The following is a 22,580-nucleotide window of genomic DNA, read 5'->3' on the forward strand; positions in this document are numbered from 1 at the left end:
AGTAATCATGACCGTCGCAGCGACCATCCGTATCCAGCAAGCCGACTTCGACGTCGCGCAGGAGATCGCCGCCCTGAGCAAGGGCCGCACCGATGTCGGCGCGGTCGTCAGCTTCAGCGGCATCTGCCGCGGCAGCGAACAGGGCGAGCCGATCGCCGCGCTGACGCTCGAACATTATCCTGAAATGGCGGAAGCAGAGATTGGACGCCACGCCGAAGAGGCGCTGTCGCGCTGGCCGTTGCAGGGCCTCACCATCATCCATCGCTTCGGCCGCATCGCGCCGGGCGAGAACATCGTGCTGGTCGTGACCGCCTCGGCGCACCGCCAGGCCGCGTTCGAGGCCGCCGAGTTCCTGATGGACTATCTGAAGACCAACGCACCGTTCTGGAAGCGCGAGGAAAGCGCGCGCGGCACGAGCTGGATCGAGGCGCAGGACCACGACGACGCGGCCGCCGCGCGCTGGACCAAATCCTGATGGCCAAGCACAGCAAAGTGCCGGCCAGGCGCGGCTCCGCCGTGCCGAGAGCGCCCAGGAAAGCGGCTGAGAAGGCGCCGAAAGTCGGCGCCGGCGAGCTGCACACCCTGTTCGATTTCCTGCGCTATGCCGTGAGCCGCTTCAACGCGGCCAAGCTCGTGTTCGCGCACGGCACCACCGATCCGGTGGCCGAGGCCGCGTTCCTGATCTGCGAGACGCTGCACCTTCATCCCGACCAGTTCGAGAATTTTGCCACCGCACGCGTCACCGTGGCCGAAGGCCGGCAGATTCTCGAGCTGATCGAGCGCCGGATCGCGACGCGGAAGCCGGCCGCCTATCTCGTCAACAAAGTCTATATGCGCGGCCTGCCGTTCTATGTCGACGAGCGCACCATCGTTCCGCGCTCCTTCATCGGCGAATTGCTGGATTCGCATTTCGGCGGCGACGAGGATGGCACCTCGCTGATCGGCGATCCCGAAGAGGTCGAACGCGTGCTCGATCTCTGCACCGGCTCCGGCTGCCTTGCGATCCTGGCGGCGCGGCATTTTCCCAATGCCGCGGTCGACGCCGTCGATATTTCAAAGGACGCGCTCGAGGTCGCCGCGCGCAACGTCGCCGACCACGGCCTCGACGATCGCCTGACGCTGCATCGCGGCGACCTGTTCAAGCCGCTCGGCGGCAACAGATACGATCTCATCATCTCGAACCCGCCCTATGTCGACGCCGAAGGCATGGCGGCGCTGCCGCGCGAGTGCCGCGCCGAGCCGAAGATCGCCTTCGACGGCGGCGCTGACGGGCTCGACATCGTCCGTCGCCTGCTCGATGAGGCGAAGCAACATCTGACCCCGCAGGGCGGGCTGCTCTGCGAGATCGGCCGCGGCCGCGACAATCTGGAGGCCGCCTATCCGAACCTGCCGCTGCTCTGGCTCGACACCGAGGACTCCGAGGGCGAGGTGTTCTGGATCGCTGCCGCGGACCTCTGACCGGCGTGCCGCCGCCGGCTCCGGCGATTTACGGAGCCCGATCCGGGCGAAACGAAAATCGTGTGCAGTTCCAGCCGGTTCCGAAGATCGCTGGCCCGTCGAATCAACAATGGTGCTAAGGTCGCGGTCCGGGGACGTTCGGACAGAGGGCGCGGGCGCGCGACATGATTCGCATTTCGACGATCTTCATCGCCATCTGCATGGTGCTGCTCGCAGCCTCGCTCGGCTTCGTGCTGTATTCGGTGGCGGGCATCAGCGGGTCGGAATCGGCGATCGTGGCGCTCACCGCCCTCACCTGCCTGATCCTCTACAACGCGGTCTCGATGCGGCTGCGCGACCGCAGCGACGTCGGCGGCCAGATCGCGGATCTGTCGCGCGGCACCGCCGACCTTGCCCGCCAGGTCGCCGAATTCGGCCGCCGGCTGGCCGCAGTCGAAGGCCGCGTCGCCTCGGCCAACTCCACCGGCGCCGACCGGATGCAGGGCATGGCCGGCGAGATCAGCGAGCTCGGCGGACTGGTGCGGCAGCTTGCGGCATCCGTCGCCCATCATGAGGATATGCTGGCGGCGGCTCCGGCGGTGCAGCCGGTCGCCTCCCCGCGCGACGATGTGCTGCAACGCGTTGCGCCGGCGCCGACCGTCGTGGTGGCGCCTCCGCCGACACCTGCAGCTCCGCCGGAGGTCTCGCGCAGCCAGATCCAGCTGATCGGCGCGATCAAGCAGGCCGTCGACGAGAACCGCCTCGACATCTACCTGCAGCCGATGGTGACGCTGCCGCAGCGCAAGGTGCGCTACTACGAGGCGGTGACGCGGCTGCGCGACGAGCGCGACCAGGTGCTGGCCGCCGAGGATTTCATCGAGGCGGCCGAGGCCGGCGGCCTGATCGGCCGCATCGATCACATGGTGATGCTTCGCTGCGTCCAGGTGCTGCGCCGCCTGATGATCCGCAGCAAGGATGTCGGCGTGTTCTGCAACGTCTCGGCGGCAACGCTCGCCAGCCCGGCGCATTTCACCCAGTGTCTCGACTTCCTCGAGGCCAACCGCGCGCTGGCGCCGTCCTTCGTGCTCGAGTTCAAGCAGGCGACCTTCCGCAATCTCGGCCCGGCCGAGAGCGAGAATCTCGCGGCGCTGGCACAGCGCGGCTACCGGTTCTCGATCGACCATGTCAGCGACCTTCGCCTCGAGCCGCGCGAGCTCGCCGACCGCGGCGTCCGCTTCATCAAGGTGCCGGCGGCGCTGCTGCTTGACGCCAAGCAGATCGCGACCACCGATATCCATCCTTCCGATCTGTCCGACCTGCTCGGCCGCTACGGCATCGACCTGATCGCCGAACGGATCGAGGGCGAACGCTCGGTGGTCGACCTGCTCGACTACGATGTCCGGTTCGGCCAGGGGTTCCTGTTCGCGCCGCCGCGGCCGTTGCGGCCCGAGGGGGCATCTGCTACCGCCGAGGCTCCGCAGCCCAACCCCCAGGATCTTAATGGCGCCAGCACTTCAGCCCCTGTCTCCAGCCCCGCAGCTCCGCCGCGCGCAACCGGCAGCGCCGCGCTGGCGCGCCGCGCCCTCGGTCCAAATTAGCCGGCAAGTCGCATCATGACCTCACTGCGTTTCGTGGAGCAGCTGCGCGACCTCGTCGGCGGCGTCGATGTGGTGCTGTCGGATATCTGGGGCGTCGTGCACAACGGGCTCGAGTCCTTTCCCGAGGCCTGCGAGGCACTGCATACGTTCCGCCAGCAGGGCGGCACGGTCATCCTGATCACCAACGCGCCGCGGCCGGCCGATTCCGTGCAGCGACAGCTGCGCAAGCTCGGCGTCGCCGACGAGACCTATGATGCGATCGTCTCCTCGGGCGACCTGACGCGCCATTTCGTTTCTGATCATCCCGGCCAGAAGATCTTCTGGATCGGCCCGGAGCGCGACAGCTCGATCCACCGCGGCCTCGACGCCACCTTGGTGCCGCTGGAGCAGGCCGACTACATCATCTGCACCGGCCTGTTCGACGACGAGACCGAGTCGGCCGAAGATTATCGCGACACGCTGCTGAAGGCGCTCGAGCGCAAGCTCACGCTGGTCTGCGCCAATCCCGATATCGTGGTCGAGCGCGGCGACCGGCTGATCTATTGCGCCGGCGCGGTCGCCGAACTCTATCGCGAGCTCGGCGGCGAGGTGATCTTCTACGGCAAGCCGCACCGGCCGGTCTATGAGCGCGCCATGGCGCTGGCGACCGAGCGCCGCGGGCGTCCGACCGAGCTCAGCCGCGTGCTCGCGATCGGCGATTCCGTGCGCACCGATCTCACCGGCGCCCACGGCTTCGGCATCGATCTTTTGTTCGTCACCCGCGGCATCCATTCCGAACAGTTCGAGGGCATCGAGCAGCTCGATGCGGCCTCGATCAAGGAATTGTTCGGCCATCCGCCACGCGCGCTGATGCGCGAGCTGAAGTGGTAGCGGGCAACTCCGCAGCGGCGCGCCGCCAAAATATCGAAAACAACCCCATGCAAAGGAGTCGGCGGCGGCCGACGTTCGACCAGCGGACTTGACACGTCGGGCAACTCAGGGATATATTTCTAATATTCCGAAATGGTGCGAGCGCCATCCAGTGTCATCACCCGCGCATGCGGGTGATCCAGTATTCCAGAGGCGGTCGTGCTTGAGCCGAGGGGCCGCGGCGTACTGGATCGCCCGGTTGAACCGGGCGATGACAGGTGAGGATGAGGACGCAGCTAGCCAGCGCGAAGACGCGACTTCTGCCCGGGCATGACAAGATATTCAGTCGATGCAATCGATGTCGGGCGGTTACGCCGTCGCCATGTCCGGGAAGACCGCCTCGATCTTGGTCTTCAGCGTGGCCGCATTGAACGGCTTGACGATGTAGTTGTTCACGCCGGCCTTCTTGGCCGCGATCACGTTCTCGGTCTTGGATTCCGCCGTGATCATGATGAAGGGCGTGGTCGCGAGGTTGGGATCGGCGCGGACTTCCTTGAGCAGGTCGTAGCCGGTCATCGGCTCCATGTTCCAGTCGGAAATCACCAGGCCGTACTTCTTGCCGCGCATCTTGTTCAGCGCTGCGGAGCCGTCGGAGGCATCGTCGATATTCTCGAATCCAAGCTGCTTGAGAAGATTCCGGATGATGCGGATCATGGTGCTGTAATCATCAACCACCAGAACCGGCATGGACAAATCAACCGCCATCTTTCCCCCCAAAACACAAACGCAACTTGGCTTCTGCACGAACGCAGCTTTCCGCCAACGACTAACAGCAGCCGTTAAACAGCGCGTTAACCGGCTGAATCCGGATTGTTACGGATTTGACGCGATTTTCGCTACCTTGACTTCCACACCGCCGCCGCGTCACGGTCCGGCCCGCACCAATCATGCTTAAGAATCCTTGAAGAATACACTCATGAGCACCGGCTTTACCGTTATCCGCGACAACACCCCCGCAAGCGCCATTCCGAAAGGCGCCGTGGTCGCGATGGGCAATTTCGATGGCGTCCATCTCGGTCACCGCGCCGTGATCGGCGCGGCGCTTGCGATGGGCCGAGCACACGGCGTGCCCGCGCTCGCCGTGACCTTCGAGCCGCATCCGCGCAGCTTCTTCAGCCCCAACACCCCGCAATTCCGTCTCACGGACGAGACCAACAAGCTGCGGCTGCTCGCGGCCACCGGGCTCGCCGGTGCCGTCGTGATGACCTTCGACAAGGCGCGCGCCGGCACCTCGGCACAGGATTTCATTCACCACGACCTGATCGGCCGGCTCGGCATCAGCGGGATCGCGGTCGGTTACGACTTCCATTTCGGCAAGGGCCGGGTCGGCTCGCCGAGCCTCCTGGTCAGCGAAGCGCCGCGGCTCGGCATCGAGGTCGATGTGCAGGCCCATGTCGACATCGAGGAACGCCCGGTTTCCTCCAGCGCCATCCGCATGGCGCTCGCCGAGGGTGAGATCGCGGATGCGACCACGATGCTGGGCGGACCGTGGTTCGTCACCGGCAAGGTGATCCACGGCGAGAAGCGCGGCCGCGACCTCGGCTACCCCACCGCCAATATCCGCCTCGACAAGCATTGCGGCCTGAAGCACGGCATCTACGCGGTACGGGTCGGCAAGGGCTCGCAACGGTTCGACGGTGTCGCAAGCTTCGGGCGCCGACCGACCTTCGACAACGGCGCGCCGCTGCTCGAGGCGTTCCTGTTCGACTTCAAGGGCGATCTGTATGACGCGGTCCTTGATGTCGCATTCATCGGTTTCATTCGCGAAGAGCTGAAATTCGACACCATCGAGGCGTTGATACGCCAGATGGATGACGACAGCGCCAAGGCGCGCGCGGTGCTGGCCGCAGCGCCCGACGCGTTCCCGCAGCTCGGAGTGATTGGTTGAACAGGACTGAAAAGCAAAAAATGCTGGCGGGCGAACTGTATCGCCCCGATGCAGAGCTCGCCGCCGACCATACCGCGGCGGAACACTGGATGACGCGCTACAACGCCTCGGGTGCATCGTCCGCGGCCGAGTTGCACGCGCTGCTCGGCGAGCGCTTCCGCACGGTCGGCAGGGATGCCGTGATCCGCCCGCCGTTCTTCTGCGACTACGGCAGCAATATCCGCCTCGGCGACGGCGTGTTCCTCAACTTCAATTGCGTGATCCTCGACGTCGTCGAGGTCGTGATCGGCGATCGGACCCAGATCGGACCCGCGGTGCAGATCTATACCGCCGACCACCCGCGCGATGCCGAAACCCGCCGCGCCGGGCTGGAATTCGGCCGCCCGATCCGGATCGGCAGCGACGTCTGGATCGGCGGGGGTGCCATCATCCTGCCCGGCGTCACGATCGGCGACGGCGCCCTGGTCGGGGCCGGCAGCGTGGTCACACGGAACGTCGCCCCCGGCGCGATCGTGGCGGGAAATCCGGCCCGGGCACGGCCGGCCTGAGCCGCGCCATGCGCGGGCCGCCGGCCACCGGGGGCTTTGCGATTTCCCCGTCCGGCTGCTATGGAAACCCCATGTTTTCGCGGCGCATCATACGGATTAGCTGCCCGGCTTCCGCCTGAGCCTGAAGGCTCGGCGCAAGACCGGGACTTCGCCGTTTCACCCGCGATTGATCGCGTATCCGCGCCCGCACCTGCCAAATCAGAGCTTTCATGTCCGACAAGCCGCAAAAGACCGACGCCCAAAAGACTGACGTTAGGGACTATTCCAAGACCCTTTACCTGCCGCAGACGGAATTCCCGATGCGCGCCGGCCTGCCCCAGCGCGAGCCGGAAATCCTGAAATACTGGAACGAGATCGGCCTCTACGACAAGCTCCGCCAGGCAGCCGAAGGCCGTGCCAAATTCGTGCTGCATGACGGCCCGCCCTACGCCAACGGCAACATCCATATCGGGCACGCGCTGAACAAGATCCTCAAGGACGTCGTGACCAAGAGCCAGCAGATGCTCGGCTTCGACTCCAACTACGTGCCGGGCTGGGACTGCCACGGCCTGCCGATCGAATGGAAGATCGAGGAGGAGAACTACCGCTCCAAGGGCAAGCAGAAGCCCGATTTCCGCCACTCCGCGGCGATGGTCGCGTTCCGTAGGGAATGCCGTGCCTATGCGACGCACTGGATCAACGTGCAGCGCGAGGAGTTCAAGCGGCTCGGCATCATCGGCGACTGGGATCATCCCTACCAGACGATGAGCTATCCGGCCGAAGCCCAGATCGCCCGCGAGCTGATGAAGTTCGCGGCCAACGGCACGCTCTATCGCGGCTCGAAGCCGGTGATGTGGAGCGTGGTCGAGAAGACCGCGCTTGCCGAAGCCGAGGTCGAATACGAGGACCACACCTCGGACATGGTGTGGGTGAAATTCCCGGTCACCTCGCCGGCGCATGGCGCGCTGGCCAATGCCTCGGTCGTGATCTGGACCACCACGCCGTGGACGCTGCCCGGCAACCGCGCCATCTCGTTCTCGCCGAAGATCGCCTATGGCCTCTACAAGGTGACGGATGCGCCGGCGGACAATTGGGCGAAGACCGGCGATCTCCTGATCCTGGCCGACGCGCTTGCCGCCGAGGTGTTCAAGCAGGCGCGCGTCACGTCCTATGAGAAGGTCCGCGATATTCCCGGCGACACGCTGGACGCGGTCGAATGCGCTCATCCGCTGCGCGGCTTCGGTGGCGGCTACGAATTCATCGTGCCGCTGCTCGAAGGCGAGCATGTCACCGACGACACCGGCACCGGCTTCGTGCACACCGCGCCGAGCCACGGCCGCGAGGACTTCGACGTCTGGACGGCCAACACCCGCGAGCTCGATGCGCGCGGCATCCCGACGGCGATCCCGTATACGGTCGACGAGAACGGCGCCTACACGGCGCAGGCGCCGGGCTTCACCGGCAAACGCGTGCTCAACGACAAGGGCGAGAAGGGCGACGCCAACGAGGCCGTGATCAAGGCGCTGATCGAGGCCGGCAAGCTGCTCGCGCGCGGCCGCCTCAAGCACCAGTATCCGCACTCCTGGCGCTCCAAGAAGCCGGTGATCTTCCGCAACACGCCGCAATGGTTCATCGCGATGGACAAGCCCATCGCCGAGAACGGCCATGCGAAAAAGGGCGACACGCTGCGCGCCCGCGCGCTGCACGCGATCTCGGTCACGCAATGGGTGCCGCCGGCCGGCGAAAACCGCATCAACGGCATGATCGCCAACCGTCCCGACTGGGTGATCTCGCGCCAGCGCGCCTGGGGCGTGCCGATCGCCGTGTTCGTGCGCGAGAACAGCGACGGTTCGGCCGAGATCCTGCAGGACGAGGTCGTCAACCAGCGCATCACCGAGGCGTTCATGGAGGAAGGCGCCGACGCCTGGTACATGGACGGCGCCCGCGAGCGTTTCCTCGGGTCACGCGCGTCCGAGAACTGGAAGAAGGTCGACGACATCTGCGACGTCTGGTTCGATTCCGGCTCCACGCACGCCTTCGTGCTGGAAGACCGCCAGAACTTCCCGCAGCTCGGCAACATCGTCCGCAAGGTCGATGGCGGCAACGACACCGTGATGTATCTCGAAGGCAGCGACCAGCATCGCGGCTGGTTCCACTCGTCGCTGCTGGAAAGCGCCGGCACGCGCGGACGCGCGCCGTATGACATCGTGCTGACCCACGGCTTCACGCTCGACGAGAACGGCCGCAAGATGTCGAAGTCGCTCGGCAACACGGTCGAGCCGCAGAAGGTGATCAAGGATTCCGGCGCGGATATCCTGCGCCTTTGGGTGTGCGCCACCGACTATGCCGACGACCAGCGCATCGGCCCGGAGATCCTCAAGAACACTATCGAGACCTATCGCAAGCTGCGCAACTCGATCCGCTGGATGCTCGGCACGCTGCATCATTTCAAGCCGAGCGAGAAAGTCGCCTTTGCCGAGATGCCCGAGCTCGAGCGGCTGATGCTGCACGAGCTCGCCGGCCACGCCGAGACCATCCGCAAGGCCTATGCCGACTTCGACTACAAGACCGTGGTCGCAAGCCTCGCGGCGTTCATGAACTCCGAGCTGTCGGCGTTCTACTTCGACATCCGCAAGGACACGCTGTATTGCGATCCGCCGTCCTCGGTGGCGCGCAAGGCGGCGCTGACCACGATCGATCTGCTCTGCGACGCGATCCTGAAATGGCTGGCGCCGATCCTCAGCTTCACCACCGACGAGGCCTGGCGGATGTATCGGCCGAACGCCGAGCCTTCGGTGCATCTGACGTTGTTCCCCGAAGGTCTCGAGCAGTTCCGCGACGACGCGCTTGCCGCGAAGTGGGAGACGATCCGCAACGTTCGCCGCGTCGTCACCGGTGCGCTCGAACTCGAACGCGCCGCCAAGCGCATCGGCTCCTCGCTCGAGGCATCGCCGGTGATCTACGTCGCCGACCGGCAGATGCTGGCCACATTGTTCGACATCGATCTCGCCGAAGTCTGCATCACCTCGAACTACGAGGTGCGCGAGGGCGAGGCGCCGGCGAACGCCTTTCGCCTGGATACCGTGCCTGGCGTTGCGGTCGTGGTCGAGAAGGCGGTCGGCACCAAATGCGCCCGTTCGTGGAAGATCCTGCCGACGGTGGGCGAGGACGGCGAATATCCCGACGTCTCGCCGCGCGATGCGCAAGCGCTGCGCGAATGGAAGGCGCTGGGGGGCATCTCCTAATTGTCCGTCGTCCCGGCGAAAGCCGGGACCCATAACCACTGCTGTCTCGAATGGACGAAGGTTGATGACCCCGAGTCATTCAAACAATACCCGGCACGGCGTATGGGTCCCGGCCTTCGCCGGGACGACGCCATTGGCGGCAAGCCGATGACCCCTCCCCTCCGCACCGGCGTGATCACGGCGATCATCACCCTGATCGCCGACCAGGCCTCCAAGCTCTGGCTGCTCCACGTCCTCGACATCGCGCACCACGCCCCGGTGACCGTGACGCCGTTCTTCGACCTGGTGCTCGCCTGGAATCCCGGGATCAGTTTCGGCTGGTTCCAGAGCGAGACCCCGGCGGCCCAGATCCTGCTGATGGTGATCAAGGCCGCGGCCGTGATCGCGCTGGCGATCTGGATGGCGCGGTCGCGGACCTGGCTCGCGACGGTGTCGCTCGGCCTGATCATCGGCGGTGCCATCGGGAACGGCATCGACCGCTTCGCCTATGGCGCGGTGGTCGATTTTGCCCTGCTTCATGCCGAGATCGGGGGAAAAACCTTCAATTGGTACATCTTCAACCTCGCCGACGTAGCCATCGTTGCTGGCGTGGCAGCCCTATTGTATGATTCTGTGGTGGGGACCCCCGCCGTAAAAGCGCCCTGATCCCGGCCGATACGAGCCGGTCAGCGGTCGACACCTGTGTCAAGCGGAACTGTGCCTAAGCCAGTGATCGCTTTGACGAAATTTGAGATGGGAATGGCGCGATGCGCAACACCAAAGCCCGCGGTTACCTGATCGAGACGTCCCGGCTGCCGCTGATGCGCGGCCTGCGCCTGGCGTTCGTCGCAGCCGGGATCGGCCTTGTCATGACGGCCGGCCCGGTGCGCGCCGGCGACGATGAGGATGACGGCGACGACGGCCTGACCTTCGAAGAGCGGATCGTCGACAATCTGATGACCGGGCTCGGCGCCAAGAGCGCGGCCAGCAAGGGCATCGACTACCGCGAGCGCTCGCCGCTGGTGGTGCCGCCGAAGCTCGATTTGCCCCCGCCGGCATCGACCGCCCAGGTCAACGCGCCGAACTGGCCGAAGGACCCTGATATCGCGGCGCGCAAGGCTGCGATTGCGGCGCGCAAGAAGGAAGTCAAGAAGGAGCCGTGGCAGTCGGCAGTGGCGTTGACGCCGGCCGAGATCGAGGCCGGCCGCAAGCAGCAGACCGCCACCGATGGCCGCAAGGAGCCGCTGGAGCCCGGCGTGAGCACCAATCCATCGCTGATGCCGAGCCAGCTCGGTTACACCGGCGGCCTGCTCGGCATGTTCAAGGGGAACAGCAGCGAGTCCAAACCCTTCAAGGGCGAGCCGACGCGCGAATCCCTGACCGAGCCGCCGCCGGGCTACCAGACACCGTCCGGGGGCTATGCCTACGGCACCGGCCCGCAGGCGCCGATGGCGAAGGAAGGCCAGTACGACGTCATGACCGGAAAACCGGTGCAGTGACGCTTGGCCTCCGCGGGCGAAGGCTGACATGAGCAAAGCTTAATGCGGGGCGGCGGGTGTCTCTCCGCTTCGTGACCTTGGGCACGGCAACGACCGTGTACGATGGCTTGCTTTCGCGCCCCGGCCGTGGGTCCGGGCTTTCATAAGGACCATGATGCGCTCTCGCCGATCGATCACCCTGTTCGCTGCCGCATTTGTTTCCACCATCCCGCTGCCGGGTGCCAGCCTCCGCGCCCAGACCACCGTCACCTCGGAACGCCCCGCCAGTTTCACGCTCGATAACGGCCTGCAGATCGTGGTGATCCCCGACCACCGCACGCCGGTGGTCACGCAGATGATCTGGTACAAGGTCGGCTCGGCCGACGAGACGCCCGGCAAGTCGGGCCTCGCGCATTTCCTCGAGCATCTGATGTTCAAGGGCACCGCCAAGCATCCGGCCGGCGAGTTCTCGCAGACCGTGCTGCGCGTCGGCGGCAATGAGAACGCGTTCACCTCGGTCGACTACACCGGCTACTTCCAGCGCGTGCCGCGCGAGCAGCTGCCGACCATGATGGAGTTCGAGGCCGACCGCATGACCGGCCTGATCCTCAAGGACGAGAACGTGCTGCCCGAGCGCGACGTCGTGCTGGAGGAGTTCAACATGCGGGTTGCCAACAACCCGGATGCAAGGCTGGCCGAGCAGATCATGGCCGCGCTCTATCTCAACCATCCCTATGGCCGGCCGGTGATCGGCTGGCACCAGGAGATCGAGAAGCTCGACCGCGAGGATGCGCTCGCCTTCTACCGGCGCTTCTACGCGCCGAACAACGCGATCCTGGTCATCGCCGGCGACGTTGACGTCAAGGATGTCCGCCCGCTGGTCGAGAAGAATTTCGGCCCGATCCCGGCGCAGCATGCGATCCCCGAGAAGCGGGTCCGGCCGCAAGAGCCGACGCCTGCCGCGCCGCGCACCGTGACGCTGTCGGATCCGCGCGTCGAACAGCCGAGCCTGCGCCGCTATTACCTGGTGCCGTCGGCGACGACGGCGGCGGCGGGCGAGAGCCAGGCGCTCGATGTGCTCGCACAGTTGATGGGCGGCGGCGCCAACTCCTATCTCTATCGCTCGCTGGTGATCGACAAGGGCCTCGCGATCTCGGCCGGTGCCAGCTACCAGGGCACCTCGCTCGATCCGTCGCAATTCTCGATCTCGGTGACGCCGAAACCCGGCGTCGAGTTCGCGCAGATCGAGGACGCGATCGACAAGGTGATCGCCGACCTCGCGCAGAACCCGGCGCGCGCCGAGGATCTCGAACGGGTCAAGACCCAGCTCATCGCGGAGGCGATCTACGCCCAGGACAACCAGGCGACGCTGGCACGCTGGTATGGCGGCGCGCTGACCACCGGGCTCAGCATCGAGGACATCCGCAGCTGGCCGGATCGCATTCGCGCCGTCACCGCCGAGCAGGTGCGCACTGCCGCCGCCAGCTGGCTCGACAAGAAGCGGTCGGTGACCGGCTATCTGATCAAGGATACTGCGCCGAAACGCGAGGAGAAGCGCTCGTGATCTATTCCCTCACCCGCCGTGCGGCGCTGATCGGCGGCGCCTGCGCCGCGCTGCTGACGCTGACGTCGGCGCCCTCGCAGGCCGCGGCCAAGATCCAGCGGCTGGTATCGCCCGGCGGCATCGAGGCGTGGTTCGTGCAGGACGCGACCGTGCCGCTGATCGCAATGGAATACTCCTTCAGCGGCGGCGCCAGCCAGGATCCGCCCGGCAAGCCCGGCGTCGGCAATCTGGTCGCCGACCTGCTCGACGAGGGCTCCGGCGATCTCGATTCCAAGACCTATCATGAGCGGCTCGAGCGCCGCGCCATCGAGCTCGGCTTCCAGTCGAACCGCGATCAATTCCGCGGCTCACTGCGCATGCTCAAGGACAACAAGGACGAAGCCTACGACCTGTTGCGGATGGCGCTGACCTCGCCGCATTTCGAGCCGAAGGACGTCGAACGCATCCGCGCCCAGGTGATCGCCAATCTGCGCCGCGAATCGACCAATCCGTCCTCGCTCGCCGGCCGCAAGTTCCTCGAGCTCGCATTCGGCGATCATCCCTATGCCAGAACGGCCACCGGCACGCTCGACAGCGTGCCGACCATCCAGATCCCGGATCTCAAGGACTACACCCGCCGCATCATCGCCAAGGATACGCTGCGCGTTGCCGTGGTCGGTGACGTCGATCCCGATACGCTCGGCAAGCTGCTGGACAAGACCTTTGGCGGCCTGCCGGCGAAGGCCGAATTGACGCCCGTTCCCGACGTCGTGGCGACCAGGCCGCCGCAGCGCGCCTTCGTCCCGCTCGACGTGCCGCAGACCGTCGTCACCTTCGGCGGCCCCGGCATCGCCAGGCACGACCCGGATTTCATGGCGGCCTATGTGGTGAACCACATTCTCGGCGGCGGCGGGCTGTCGTCGCGGCTCTACAAGGAAGTGCGCGAGAAGCGCGGGCTGGCCTACTCGATCTATGAAGCGCTGGTCTGGATGGATCACTCCGCGCTGTTCATCGGCAACACCGGCACCCGCGCCGACCGCGCCGGCGAGACCGTCGATGCGATCGAAGCGGAAGTCCGCCGCATCGCTGAGGAAGGTCCGACGCAGCAGGAGCTCGACGAGGCGAAGTCCTACCTGAAGGGCTCGCAGATGCTGGCGCTCGACACCTCCTCCAAGCTCGCGCAGGCGATGCTGCAATACCAGCTCGACAAGCTGCCGATCGATTACATCGAGAAGCGCAACGCCATCGTCGACGCGGTGACGCTCGACGATGCCAAGCGGGTCGCCAAGCGGCTCTGGGGCAACGGCCTGCTCACCGCAATCGTCGGCCGCGCTCCGCAAGCCGCGGCGCAGCCGGTGTCGGCGCCGCCGAAGGCCAACTGACACGTTTCGGCGGGCGTCCGCCGCTTGACACGCACCACCGCTGCGGCCACCCCTCTCCCCACCCTCCCCCGCAAGGGGGGAGGGAGCCGGAGAGGCGTGCTCACCTCACAGCGAGTCACAACTGACGCTAAGGCTTGATTGGCGCTGTTGCATCGATCGTCAGGGACGCGCAAGCGTGAGGGCTCCCTCCCCCCTTGCGGGGGAGGGTTGGGGAGAGGGGTGAGCGGCGGGCTCGGACCGCTGACGTAACGAACACTGCATCAACACACCCAAGCGAAGCCAAACCCGCTATCCTGCGGCCTGCCGATTCTTCCCTCCATGGGTGATGTCATGCTGCGGGTGTCCCGCGACCTTACGATCGACGAGAACGACATTGAGATCGTCTTTGTCCGCGCCTCCGGTCCGGGCGGGCAGAATGTCAACAAGGTCTCGACCGCAGCGCAGCTTCGCTTCGATACCAACAAGATTGCATTGCCGGCGGACGCCGCGCAGCGGCTGGCGCGGCTCGCCGGCAGCCGCATGACCAAGGACGGCGTGATCGTGATCCACGCTTTCCGCTTTCGCACCCAGGAACGCAATCGCGCTGATGCGATCGAGCGGCTGCTCGAGATGTTGAGGGAGGCGATGGTGCGGCCGACCCCGCGGCGGCCGACCAAGCCGACGCTCGGCTCCAAGCAGCGCCGGCTCGAGGGCAAGAAACGCCGCAGCGACATCAAGGCGGGACGCGGCACGCGCCGTTTCGACGACTAGGGAACGTCGACGTTTAGGGAACGCCGGACGCAGCGCACGCGGCGCTGCATCCGGGATCCGGTCAGCGTAACCAGACGCGTTTTCGCGCGAAGCGGATGCCGGTTCGCGCGAAGGAACGCGTCAGAACAAGAAGCTTGAGCTTCGGTTCTGACTGATCAGAACCGCGAAGGCTCTCGTACTTCAGTACTTCTTGGTTGCAGGCGCCATCTCGGAACCGCCCGACTTCGGTGCCGTGCGTCCGCTGCCGACCGTTCCCTTGCTGCTGCCCGACTTGGCGGTGGCACCGCTCTTCTGCGTCGGCGCGCCTGGTTGCGCCGTCATTTCCTCATCGCCGCTGCCGGACATGCCGCCGCCCTGCTGCATGGTACCTCTGCCCTGTGCACCGCCGCGAAGCTGGGTATCCGGTGCAGTCGTCCCCTGTGCCAGGACCGGGCCGGCCATCGCGGCCGAGATGGCAAGGGCGAGCACGCTGGTTTTTGCAAACGTCATCCATTTCTCCTGGGATTTTAATTGACGATGGAGGAGCGGCGCAGGCATGCGCCGTTTGCAGCGCCGACCCTGAACCCCATCGCGCGAGACTGCATTTTCCGCAAACGGCGCACGCGAGATGCAAGCTGCGTCGTGTGGTGATCGTGCAGGGATTTCGCGGTCATTTTGCGAAATTGTCGTCCGCATATGCGGCAACCACCGGTTCCGCGCCAGATCGCCGCCCAGCTTTGTTCTGCTGTGAAACAGCCCGCTACTACCAACGGCGGATTTCAGCCTCCTACAGTCACGGCACAGAGGCGGTGGTGTAGATGACAAAGCTGCGCGCAAGGTGGACGTTGGGGCTGGGATTTTGCAGCGCAATGCTTGCAGTGCAAATGACCGGCGCGCAGATGCCCTTGCCCGCCGTCAAGCCGCCCGATGGGGCGACGCTGTTCAAGCAGCAATGCGCGACCTGCCACACCACCAACATGTCGGATGCCGTCCGGCAGGGACCGTCGCTCTACAGGATCGTCGGCCGCCACGCCGGCAAGGCCGACGGCTTCAAGTATTCCGCGGGCTTCAGCAAGGCCGATTTCGTCTGGGACGACGCCAGGCTCGATGCCTGGCTGAGCAATCCGCAGGAGGTGATCCCGGGCGCCGTGATGGCCTACCGGCAGGCCAAGCCGGAAACCCGCGCCATGATCATCGCCTATCTGAAGGAGCTGAACTGAATGGCGAAACCCGTGCATTCGATGATCCGCGTGCTCGACGAAGCAAAGGCGCTCGACTTCTACCAGCGCGCATTCGGCCTCGAGATCGCCGACAATCTGAGATTTCCCGATTTCGCGCTGATCTATCTGCGCCATCCCTCCTCGCCCTTCGAGGTCGAGCTCACGGTCAATTTCGATCGCAAGGAGCCCTACACGCTCGGCGACGGCTACGGCCATCTCGCCGTCATCGTCGATGACGTCGATGCCGAGCACGCGCGCTTCGAAAAGGAGAAACTGTCGCCCGGGCCGCTGCGCGACTTCAAGCATGACGGCAAGACGCTGGCGCGCTTCTTCTTCGTCTCCGATCCCGACGGCTACAAGATCGAGGTGATCCAGCGCGGCGGGCGCTTCGGCTAGAGCATGATCCGGAAAAGTGGAGACCGGCTTTCCGACAGGATCATGCTCAAGCAAAAAGAGCATGCTCAGACAACAAGGCAATTGCACAAATAAAAATTGACGGAGGAACCCATGAGAGAAATCGATCGACGCAGCAAATATGACCGGCGTGTCTTTCTCAAAGGCGCGGCCGTTACCGCACCCGCAGTCGCGATTGCGACCTCGACGGGGCTCGGCATCACCGATGCGTGGGCTGAAGGCGCCACGACGCTGACGCCGGCCACGCTGAAGACGCTGCTGAAGATGGCGCGCGACATCTATCCGCACGATTTCCTCGGCGACAGCTACTACATCGCAGCGGTCAAGCCGTATGATGAGAAGGCCGCGAAGGATCCGGCGGTCAAGTCGCTGATCAATGACGGCGTCACGAGGCTCGATCAGGCGGCCAACGACCGCCACAAGATGCCCTATGTCCAGGTCGCCTGGGAAAACGACCGCGTCGCGCTGCTGCAACAGATCGAGCAAAGCGCGTTCTTCCAGAAGATCCGCGGCGACCTCATCGTCTCCATCTACAACAACAAGGAGGTGTGGCCGCGGTTCGGCTACGAGGGCTCCTCCGCCGAGCATGGCGGCTACATCAAGCGCGGCTTTGCCGATATCGACTGGCTGCCGAAGGTCTGAACGGGTCGGGAGGAAACAATGGCAAAATTCGATCTGAATGACAGCGGCGTTGTGGTGATCGTCGGCTCCGGTGCCGGCGGCGGAACGCTCGGCAATGAACTGGCGCAGAAGGGCGTCAAGGTCGTGATCCTGGAAGCCGGCCCGCGCATCGAGAACCAGGACTTCATCAACGATGAATGGGACAGTTTTACCCAGCTGGCCTGGTCCGACGCGCGCTCGACATCGGGCAGCTGGCGCGTCCATCAGGACTTTCCGGGCCTGCCGGCCTGGATCGTGAAGGCGGTCGGCGGCTCGACCACGCACTGGGCCGGCGCCTCGCTGCGCTTCGACGAGCACGAGTTCAAGATCAAATCGGCCTATGGCGGCATTCCCGGCGCCAACCTGATCGACTGGCCGATCACGCTCGCCGAGATGGAGCCGTGGTACGCCAAGGCCGAGGACAAGATGGGCGTCACCCGCACCAACGGCATCCCGGGATTGCCCGGCAACAACAATTTCAAGGTGATGGAGGCCGGCGCCAGGAAGCTCGGCTACAAGGAGGTGCACACCGGGCGGATGGCGATCAACAGCGAGCCGCGCGACGGCCGCGGCTCCTGCCAGCAGATCGGCTTCTGCTTCCAGGGCTGCAAGTCGGGCGCCAAATGGTCGACGCTCTACACCGAGATCCCGAAGGGCGAAGCCACCGGCAATCTCGAAGTGCGCCCCGGCAGCATGGTGATCAAGATCGAGCACGACCCGTCCGGCAAGGTCACCGGCGTGGTCTATGCCGATTCGACCGGCGCCACGCAGCGCCAGAAGGCCCGCGTCGTCGCGGTCGCCGGCAACTCGATCGAGAGCCCGCGACTGCTGCTCAACAGCGCCTCCAGCATGTTCCCGGACGGGCTCGCCAATTCATCCGGCCAGGTCGGCCGCAACTACATGCGGCACATGACCGGCAGCGTGTATGCGAGCTTCGAGAAATCGGTGCACATGTATCGCGGCACCACGATGGCCGGCATCATCCGCGACGAGGCGAAGAACGATCCGAAGCGCGGCTTCGTCGGCGGCTACGAGATGGAGACCCTGTCGCTCGGCCTGCCGTTCATGGCCGCGTTCCTCAATCCCGGCGCCTGGGGCCGCAGCTTCACCAGCGCGATCGAGGGCTATCCGCGGATGGCCGGCATGTGGCTGGTCGGCGAGGACATGCCGCAGGAGACCAACCGCGTCACGCTGGATCCGAAGATCAAGGACAAGTTCGGCATGCCGGTCGCCAGCGTGCATTTCGACGATCATCCGAACGACGTCGCGATGCGCGATCACGCCTACAAGCAGGGCTCCGCGGTCTATGAGGCGGTCGGCGCCACCGTCACCTATCCGACGCCGCCCTATCCCTCGACCCACAACATGGGCACCAACCGGATGAGCGAGAAGCCGCGCGACGGCGTGGTCAACAAGTTCGGCCAGACCCACGACATCAAGAACCTGTTCGTCTCCGACGGCAGCCAGTTCACGAGCGGTGCTGCCTGCAACCCGACGCTGACGATCGTGTCGCTGGCGATCCGCCAGGCCGACCACATCGCCAGCGCGATGCAGCGCAAGGAGATTTAGCGAGGAGATCCAGCAAGAAAATACAATTCCCCTCTCACTGGAGCGGCCTTGCCCAACAGGACAAGGCCGCTTTTCTCTTTGCGCGATGGATTGCGGCTGACGCTATTCCGCGGCATCCATGATCGCCGCCGCCCCGCGATAGTCCGGAACGACCGCCGGCGCATTCGCCTTGGCGCGGTAGATCAGGCAGGAGCAGCGCAGCAGCGACGCGAAATTGTTCACCTCGCCGTGATGATCGAGCACCTCGTTGTGCAGGGTGGTGAGGAACTTGGCCAGCGTCATGCCTTCCTTGGCCGCGATCTCCTCCAGCGTATCCCAGAACGACATTTCCAGCCGGATCGAGGTGCAATGGCCGTCGATCCGCAACGATCGGGTCTGCGATTCATAGTCGCGTTGCGGCTGATGCGCGAAAAGATGGCACATGGCGTTCCTCCGGCGAGAACTTATAATTTTTCTAAACGATATACCTGTGCGCGCGGCCCCACAATCGGGACGTAGGGCGTAACGCGCCGGCCGCCGAAGCCAAGCGTCTTCAAGGCGATAGGCCGGACTCATCCCCAACCCGCATCCGGTCGCCATATCGGTCCCATGCATTTGCCGGCGCGGCGACTTATAGTAACGGCCAGTCTCGAATCGCTCTCCGAACGTCCAATCCATGCCCGTCCGCCAGCTTCCCGAACAGCTCGTCAACCGCATCGCCGCCGGCGAAGTGGTGGAACGCCCCGCGAGCGTGGTCAAGGAACTGGTCGAGAACGCGATCGACGCCGGCGCCAGCCGGATCGACGTTTTCACCGATGGCGGCGGGCGGCGCCGAATCGGCATCACCGACGATGGCGGCGGCATGACCCGCGCCGACCTCGCGCTTGCGGTCGACCGTCACGCCACCTCCAAGCTCGACGACGAAGACCTGCTCCGCATCCGCACGCTCGGCTTCCGCGGCGAGGCGCTGCCCTCGATCGGCGCGGTCGCAAAGCTCGGCATCACGACGCGTCATGCCAGCGAGCCGCATGCCTGGTCGTTGTCGGTCGAAGGCGGCGAGAAGTCCGAGGTCATGCCGGCCGCGCTCGGCCAGGGCACCCGCGTCGAGGTCAACGAGCTCTTCTATGCCACGCCGGCGCGGCTGAAGTTCCTCAAGACCGACCGCACCGAGGCGGAGGCGATCCGCGAGGTGGTGCGTCGCCTCGGCATGGCGCGCCCGGACATCGCCTTCACGCTGGCTGGCGAAGAGCGCGCGCCGGTCACCTGGGCCGCGGCGCTGCCCGGCGCCGCCGGCCGGCTGACCCGGCTCGGCGATATCCTCGGCGCGGATTTTCGCGCCAGTGCGATCGAGGTGCGCGCCGAGCGCGAGGGCGTCGTGGTCGAGGGCTTTGCCGCCGCGCCGTCGCTAACCCGCGCCAATGCGCTCGGGCAATATCTGTTCGTCAACGGCCGCCCGGTGCGCGACAAGCTGATCCTCGGCGCGGTGCGCGCGGCCTATTCGGACTACCTGCCGCGCGACCGCCATCCTGTCGTGGCGCTGTTCGTGACCTGCGACCCGCAAGAGGTCGATGCCAATGTGCATCCGGCCAAGACCGAGGTGCGTTTCCGCAATTCCGGCCTGGTGCGCGCGCTGATCGTGCACGCCTTGAAGGAAGGCCTTGCGCGCGAAGGCAGGCGCACCGCGGCCAACACCGCCGACGGCGCCGCGCTCTCGGCCTTTCGGCCAGCCTTCACGCCGCCGCGACCGGGCAATTGGGACTGGCGCGGCTCGCCGTCCTATCCGGCTGGTCCGATGCGCGCGTTCGACGGCGCGGCGGCGCCCGCCTTCGCCGAGCCCGGACAGGCCGCCTTCGACGTCGGCGCACCGACCGCCGATGTGCGCTTCGAGGCCGCGCCCGACCTGCTCGACCGGCCGCTCGGCGCCGCGCGCACCCAGATCCACGAGACCTACATCGTCTCGCAGACCCGCGACGGCCTCATCGTGGTCGACCAGCACGCGGCCCATGAGCGCATCGTCTATGAGAAGCTGAAGGCCTCGCTGGCGAAGAACGGCGTGCAGCGGCAGATCCTCTTGATCCCCGAGATCGTCGAGCTCGATGAAGCGACCGTCGAGAAGCTGCTCGACCGCGCCGAGGAGCTGGCGTCGTTCGGGCTTGCGATCGAATCCTTCGGTCCCGGCGCCGTCGCGGTGCGCGAGACGCCTTCGCTGCTCGGCAAGGCCAACGCAGCTGGGCTGTTGCGCGACCTCGCCGAGCACATGGCCGAGTGGGACGAGGCGCTGCCGCTGGAGCGCCGGCTGATGCACGTCGCCGCCACCATGGCCTGCCACGGCTCGGTCCGCGCCGGCCGCCGCCTCAAGCCCGAAGAGATGAACGCGCTGCTCCGCGAGATGGAAGACACGCCGAACTCCGGCCAGTGCAATCACGGCCGCCCGACCTATGTCGAATTGAAGCTGAGCGATATCGAGAAGCTGTTCGGGCGGAGGTAGTCTCTATCGCCGTCGTCCCGGGCAAGCCAACGGGTCGGCGCAAAGCGCCGCCCGATGACAGGCTCCGCGCGACCCGGGACCCATATGTGGACGGCCCCCGTGGCACAAGAGCTTTTTGGTGAGATCGGATCGCTTGCATCCATATGTCCGGCCTGTTGAGTGCGATCGGGTCGATCGCTGGCCAAGATGGGTTGCGCGATGCGAGTTCCAAACAACCAGGCGACCTGTTGACGGCCGATGGGTCCCACGGATTGTCTCGCATCGTTGCTCGATCGATCGCTCCATCTGCTCCTGCAGCTCCGGGTCGACCGGCGAGCGAGCCCGCCGGCCGGCCAATCTGTTAGGTGGCCGGAATGGGATTCATCCGTGCCACATCGTAGCTCTCACCTGTTGCCATCAGCTTCCAGGCGATGCGGGCCACCTTGTTGGCGAGCGCCACGGCCGCAAGCTTCGGCGGCTTGCGCTGGATCAGGGCCAGCAGCCAGCGCGAGTGATGACCGCGCCCGCGCCTGGCCTGCTGGATCACCGCCGTGGCCCCGATCACCAGCAGCCGTCGCAAGTCCTCGTCGCCCGCCCGCGTAATCTTGCCGAGCCTGGTCTTGCCGCCGGTGGAATGGTCTTGAGGTGTGAGGCCGAGCCAAGCCGCAAAGTGCCGGCCGGAACGGAAGGCAAGCGGATCCGGCGTCTTCATCACCAGCATCGTCGCAATGATTGGACCGATCGAGGGGATCTGCGCCAGACGCCGACCCGTGGCATCGGATCGGTGCCAGGCCATCAGCTTGGCTTCGATCTCCCCAAGCTCGCCCTCGAGCCTGGCGTACTCGCGGCCCAGCACGACAAACAACTCGCGCGCCAGGGCGGGAAGCGTCTCGTCCTGCGCAATCCGTGCCAGCAGCGGCTCGACCTTGTCGACCCCTTTGGCTGCGATCAGGCCGAACTCCGCCGCATGGCCACGGATCGTATTGCCAAGCTGGGTGCGCCGGGCGATCAATCCATCGCGGATACCCGTCAGCATCAGCGCGGCCTGTTGCTCGGCCGTCTTGACCGGCACAAAGCGCATGCTCGGCCGGCCCATCGCTTCACACAGCCCTTCCGCATCCCGCCCGTCGTTCTTGTTCCGCATCACGTAGGGCTTCACCAGTTGCGGGGCCATCAGCTTGACCTCATGGCCGAGCTTGCCAAGCTCTCGCGCCCAATGCTGCGAGCCTCCGCAGGCCTCCATCCCGATCACCGTCGGCGGCAACTTGGCGAAGAAGTCCAGCACCTGCTTCCGCGACAGCTTCTTGCGCAACACAACCTGCTCGGCTGCATCAACCCCATGCAGCACAAAAATATGCTTCGACGTATCCATACCGATGCGGATAATCTCTCTCACGGACGGCTCCCTTGTCTGAGATTTGCAACAACCTCATTCTGGCACAACTGATGCCGTAGGGGGCCGTCCACCCCATCAACCACCGATCTCCCGTTTGAGAGAGGCTGGGGCCCCAGCGTGCCTTCACAACACAGTTTCGTGGTTATGGGTCCCTGCTTTC

At 65.5% G+C, this 22,580-nt stretch carries 21 protein-coding genes; 17 read left to right on the plus strand and 4 right to left on the minus strand.

Annotated elements, in window-relative coordinates:
• The first annotated feature begins 7 nt into the window (after window positions 1-7).
• The 4 genes from JEY66_RS36850 to JEY66_RS36865 all read left to right on the plus strand — a co-directional run bounded on the left by JEY66_RS36850 (window position 8) and on the right by JEY66_RS36865 (window position 3,905).
• Complete coding sequence (locus tag JEY66_RS36850; RefSeq protein ID WP_016844472.1) at window positions 8-475, plus strand: molybdenum cofactor biosynthesis protein MoaE; 468 nt, start codon at window positions 8-10, stop codon at window positions 473-475.
• The gene (gene prmB, locus JEY66_RS36855; protein ID WP_016844471.1) at window positions 475-1,458 is read left to right on the plus strand and encodes a 50S ribosomal protein L3 N(5)-glutamine methyltransferase; all 984 of its coding nucleotides are present in this window, start codon (window positions 475-477) and stop codon (window positions 1,456-1,458) included. The genes JEY66_RS36850 and prmB overlap by 1 nt, the downstream gene beginning before the upstream one ends.
• A gap of 164 nt (window positions 1,459-1,622) precedes the next feature.
• Entirely contained in the window at window positions 1,623-3,035 is a 1,413-nt protein-coding gene (locus JEY66_RS36860) for an EAL domain-containing protein (RefSeq protein WP_018269799.1), read from the plus strand.
• A 15-nt stretch (window positions 3,036-3,050) separates the two neighbouring features.
• Window positions 3,051-3,905, plus strand: coding sequence for a TIGR01459 family HAD-type hydrolase (locus tag JEY66_RS36865; RefSeq protein WP_016844468.1), 855 nt, complete (start codon window positions 3,051-3,053; stop codon window positions 3,903-3,905).
• 348 nt (window positions 3,906-4,253) lie between these two features.
• Here the strand turns inward: JEY66_RS36865 and JEY66_RS36870 are convergent, their stop codons facing one another.
• On the minus strand, window positions 4,254-4,649 hold the full coding sequence (locus JEY66_RS36870; protein WP_016844467.1) for a response regulator: 396 nt from the start codon (window positions 4,647-4,649) through the stop codon (window positions 4,254-4,256).
• A gap of 211 nt (window positions 4,650-4,860) precedes the next feature.
• Between JEY66_RS36870 and JEY66_RS36875 the strand changes: the two genes are divergently transcribed.
• The 8 genes from JEY66_RS36875 (at window position 4,861) to arfB (ending at window position 14,736) form a co-directional block, all read left to right on the plus strand.
• Window positions 4,861-5,832, plus strand: a complete 972-nt coding sequence (locus JEY66_RS36875; protein WP_016844466.1) for a bifunctional riboflavin kinase/FAD synthetase — start codon at window positions 4,861-4,863, stop codon at window positions 5,830-5,832.
• Window positions 5,829-6,380, plus strand: a complete 552-nt coding sequence (locus JEY66_RS36880; protein ID WP_026192259.1) for a sugar O-acetyltransferase — start codon at window positions 5,829-5,831, stop codon at window positions 6,378-6,380. Before JEY66_RS36875 ends, JEY66_RS36880 begins: the two co-directional genes overlap by 4 nt.
• Window positions 6,381-6,589: 209 nt before the next feature.
• Window positions 6,590-9,604, plus strand: coding sequence for an isoleucine--tRNA ligase (ileS, locus tag JEY66_RS36885; protein WP_016844464.1), 3,015 nt, complete (start codon window positions 6,590-6,592; stop codon window positions 9,602-9,604).
• A 147-nt stretch (window positions 9,605-9,751) separates the two neighbouring features.
• On the plus strand, window positions 9,752-10,249 hold the full coding sequence (lspA, locus tag JEY66_RS36890; RefSeq protein WP_026192258.1) for a signal peptidase II: 498 nt from the start codon (window positions 9,752-9,754) through the stop codon (window positions 10,247-10,249).
• Window positions 10,250-10,350: 101 nt separating this feature from the next.
• Window positions 10,351-11,082: a hypothetical protein gene (locus JEY66_RS36895; protein ID WP_018269796.1), complete on the plus strand. Its 732-nt coding sequence runs from the start codon at window positions 10,351-10,353 to the stop codon at window positions 11,080-11,082.
• Between the two features lie 151 nt (window positions 11,083-11,233).
• Window positions 11,234-12,625 (plus strand): M16 family metallopeptidase, encoded by a 1,392-nt coding sequence (locus tag JEY66_RS36900; protein ID WP_016844460.1) that lies wholly within the window; start codon window positions 11,234-11,236, stop codon window positions 12,623-12,625.
• Complete coding sequence (locus tag JEY66_RS36905) at window positions 12,622-13,986, plus strand: M16 family metallopeptidase (protein ID WP_016844459.1); 1,365 nt, start codon at window positions 12,622-12,624, stop codon at window positions 13,984-13,986. Before JEY66_RS36900 ends, JEY66_RS36905 begins: the two co-directional genes overlap by 4 nt.
• 330 nt (window positions 13,987-14,316) lie before the next feature.
• Complete coding sequence (arfB, locus tag JEY66_RS36910) at window positions 14,317-14,736, plus strand: alternative ribosome rescue aminoacyl-tRNA hydrolase ArfB (protein ID WP_026192256.1); 420 nt, start codon at window positions 14,317-14,319, stop codon at window positions 14,734-14,736.
• A gap of 180 nt (window positions 14,737-14,916) precedes the next feature.
• Here arfB and JEY66_RS36915 read toward each other — a convergent pair whose 3' ends face one another.
• Window positions 14,917-15,225: a hypothetical protein gene (locus JEY66_RS36915; protein ID WP_016844456.1), complete on the minus strand. Its 309-nt coding sequence runs from the start codon at window positions 15,223-15,225 to the stop codon at window positions 14,917-14,919.
• Window positions 15,226-15,614: 389 nt separating this feature from the next.
• Here JEY66_RS36915 and JEY66_RS36920 point away from each other — a divergent pair, with 389 nt between their 5' ends.
• From JEY66_RS36920 to JEY66_RS36935, 4 genes are all read left to right on the plus strand, one after another.
• Window positions 15,615-15,935 carry a c-type cytochrome gene (locus JEY66_RS36920; protein ID WP_026192255.1) on the plus strand — a complete coding sequence of 107 codons (321 nt, stop codon included), beginning with the start codon at window positions 15,615-15,617 and terminating at the stop codon, window positions 15,933-15,935.
• Window positions 15,936-16,331 carry a VOC family protein gene (locus tag JEY66_RS36925; RefSeq protein ID WP_016844454.1) on the plus strand — a complete coding sequence of 132 codons (396 nt, stop codon included), beginning with the start codon at window positions 15,936-15,938 and terminating at the stop codon, window positions 16,329-16,331. It abuts the gene before it with no gap.
• 111 nt (window positions 16,332-16,442) lie between these two features.
• On the plus strand, window positions 16,443-16,991 hold the full coding sequence (locus tag JEY66_RS36930) for a hypothetical protein (RefSeq protein ID WP_018269794.1): 549 nt from the start codon (window positions 16,443-16,445) through the stop codon (window positions 16,989-16,991).
• An 18-nt stretch (window positions 16,992-17,009) separates the two neighbouring features.
• Window positions 17,010-18,578 (plus strand): GMC family oxidoreductase, encoded by a 1,569-nt coding sequence (locus tag JEY66_RS36935; RefSeq protein ID WP_016848006.1) that lies wholly within the window; start codon window positions 17,010-17,012, stop codon window positions 18,576-18,578.
• Window positions 18,579-18,680: 102 nt separating this feature from the next.
• Here the strand turns inward: JEY66_RS36935 and JEY66_RS36940 are convergent, their stop codons facing one another.
• The gene (locus JEY66_RS36940; protein ID WP_016848007.1) at window positions 18,681-19,001 is read right to left on the minus strand and encodes a ribbon-helix-helix domain-containing protein; all 321 of its coding nucleotides are present in this window, start codon (window positions 18,999-19,001) and stop codon (window positions 18,681-18,683) included.
• A gap of 232 nt (window positions 19,002-19,233) precedes the next feature.
• Here JEY66_RS36940 and mutL point away from each other — a divergent pair, with 232 nt between their 5' ends.
• A complete protein-coding gene (mutL, locus tag JEY66_RS36945) occupies window positions 19,234-21,045 on the plus strand; it encodes a DNA mismatch repair endonuclease MutL (RefSeq protein ID WP_018269793.1) in 1,812 nt (603 codons plus the stop codon).
• Window positions 21,046-21,385: 340 nt separating this feature from the next.
• Here mutL and JEY66_RS36950 read toward each other — a convergent pair whose 3' ends face one another.
• The gene (locus tag JEY66_RS36950; RefSeq protein ID WP_026192254.1) at window positions 21,386-22,420 is read right to left on the minus strand and encodes an IS110 family RNA-guided transposase; all 1,035 of its coding nucleotides are present in this window, start codon (window positions 22,418-22,420) and stop codon (window positions 21,386-21,388) included.
• Window positions 22,421-22,580: the final 160 nt, after the last annotated feature.

The sequence above is a fragment of the Bradyrhizobium elkanii USDA 76 genome, assembly GCF_023278185.1.
Classification (GTDB): domain Bacteria; phylum Pseudomonadota; class Alphaproteobacteria; order Rhizobiales; family Xanthobacteraceae; genus Bradyrhizobium; species Bradyrhizobium elkanii.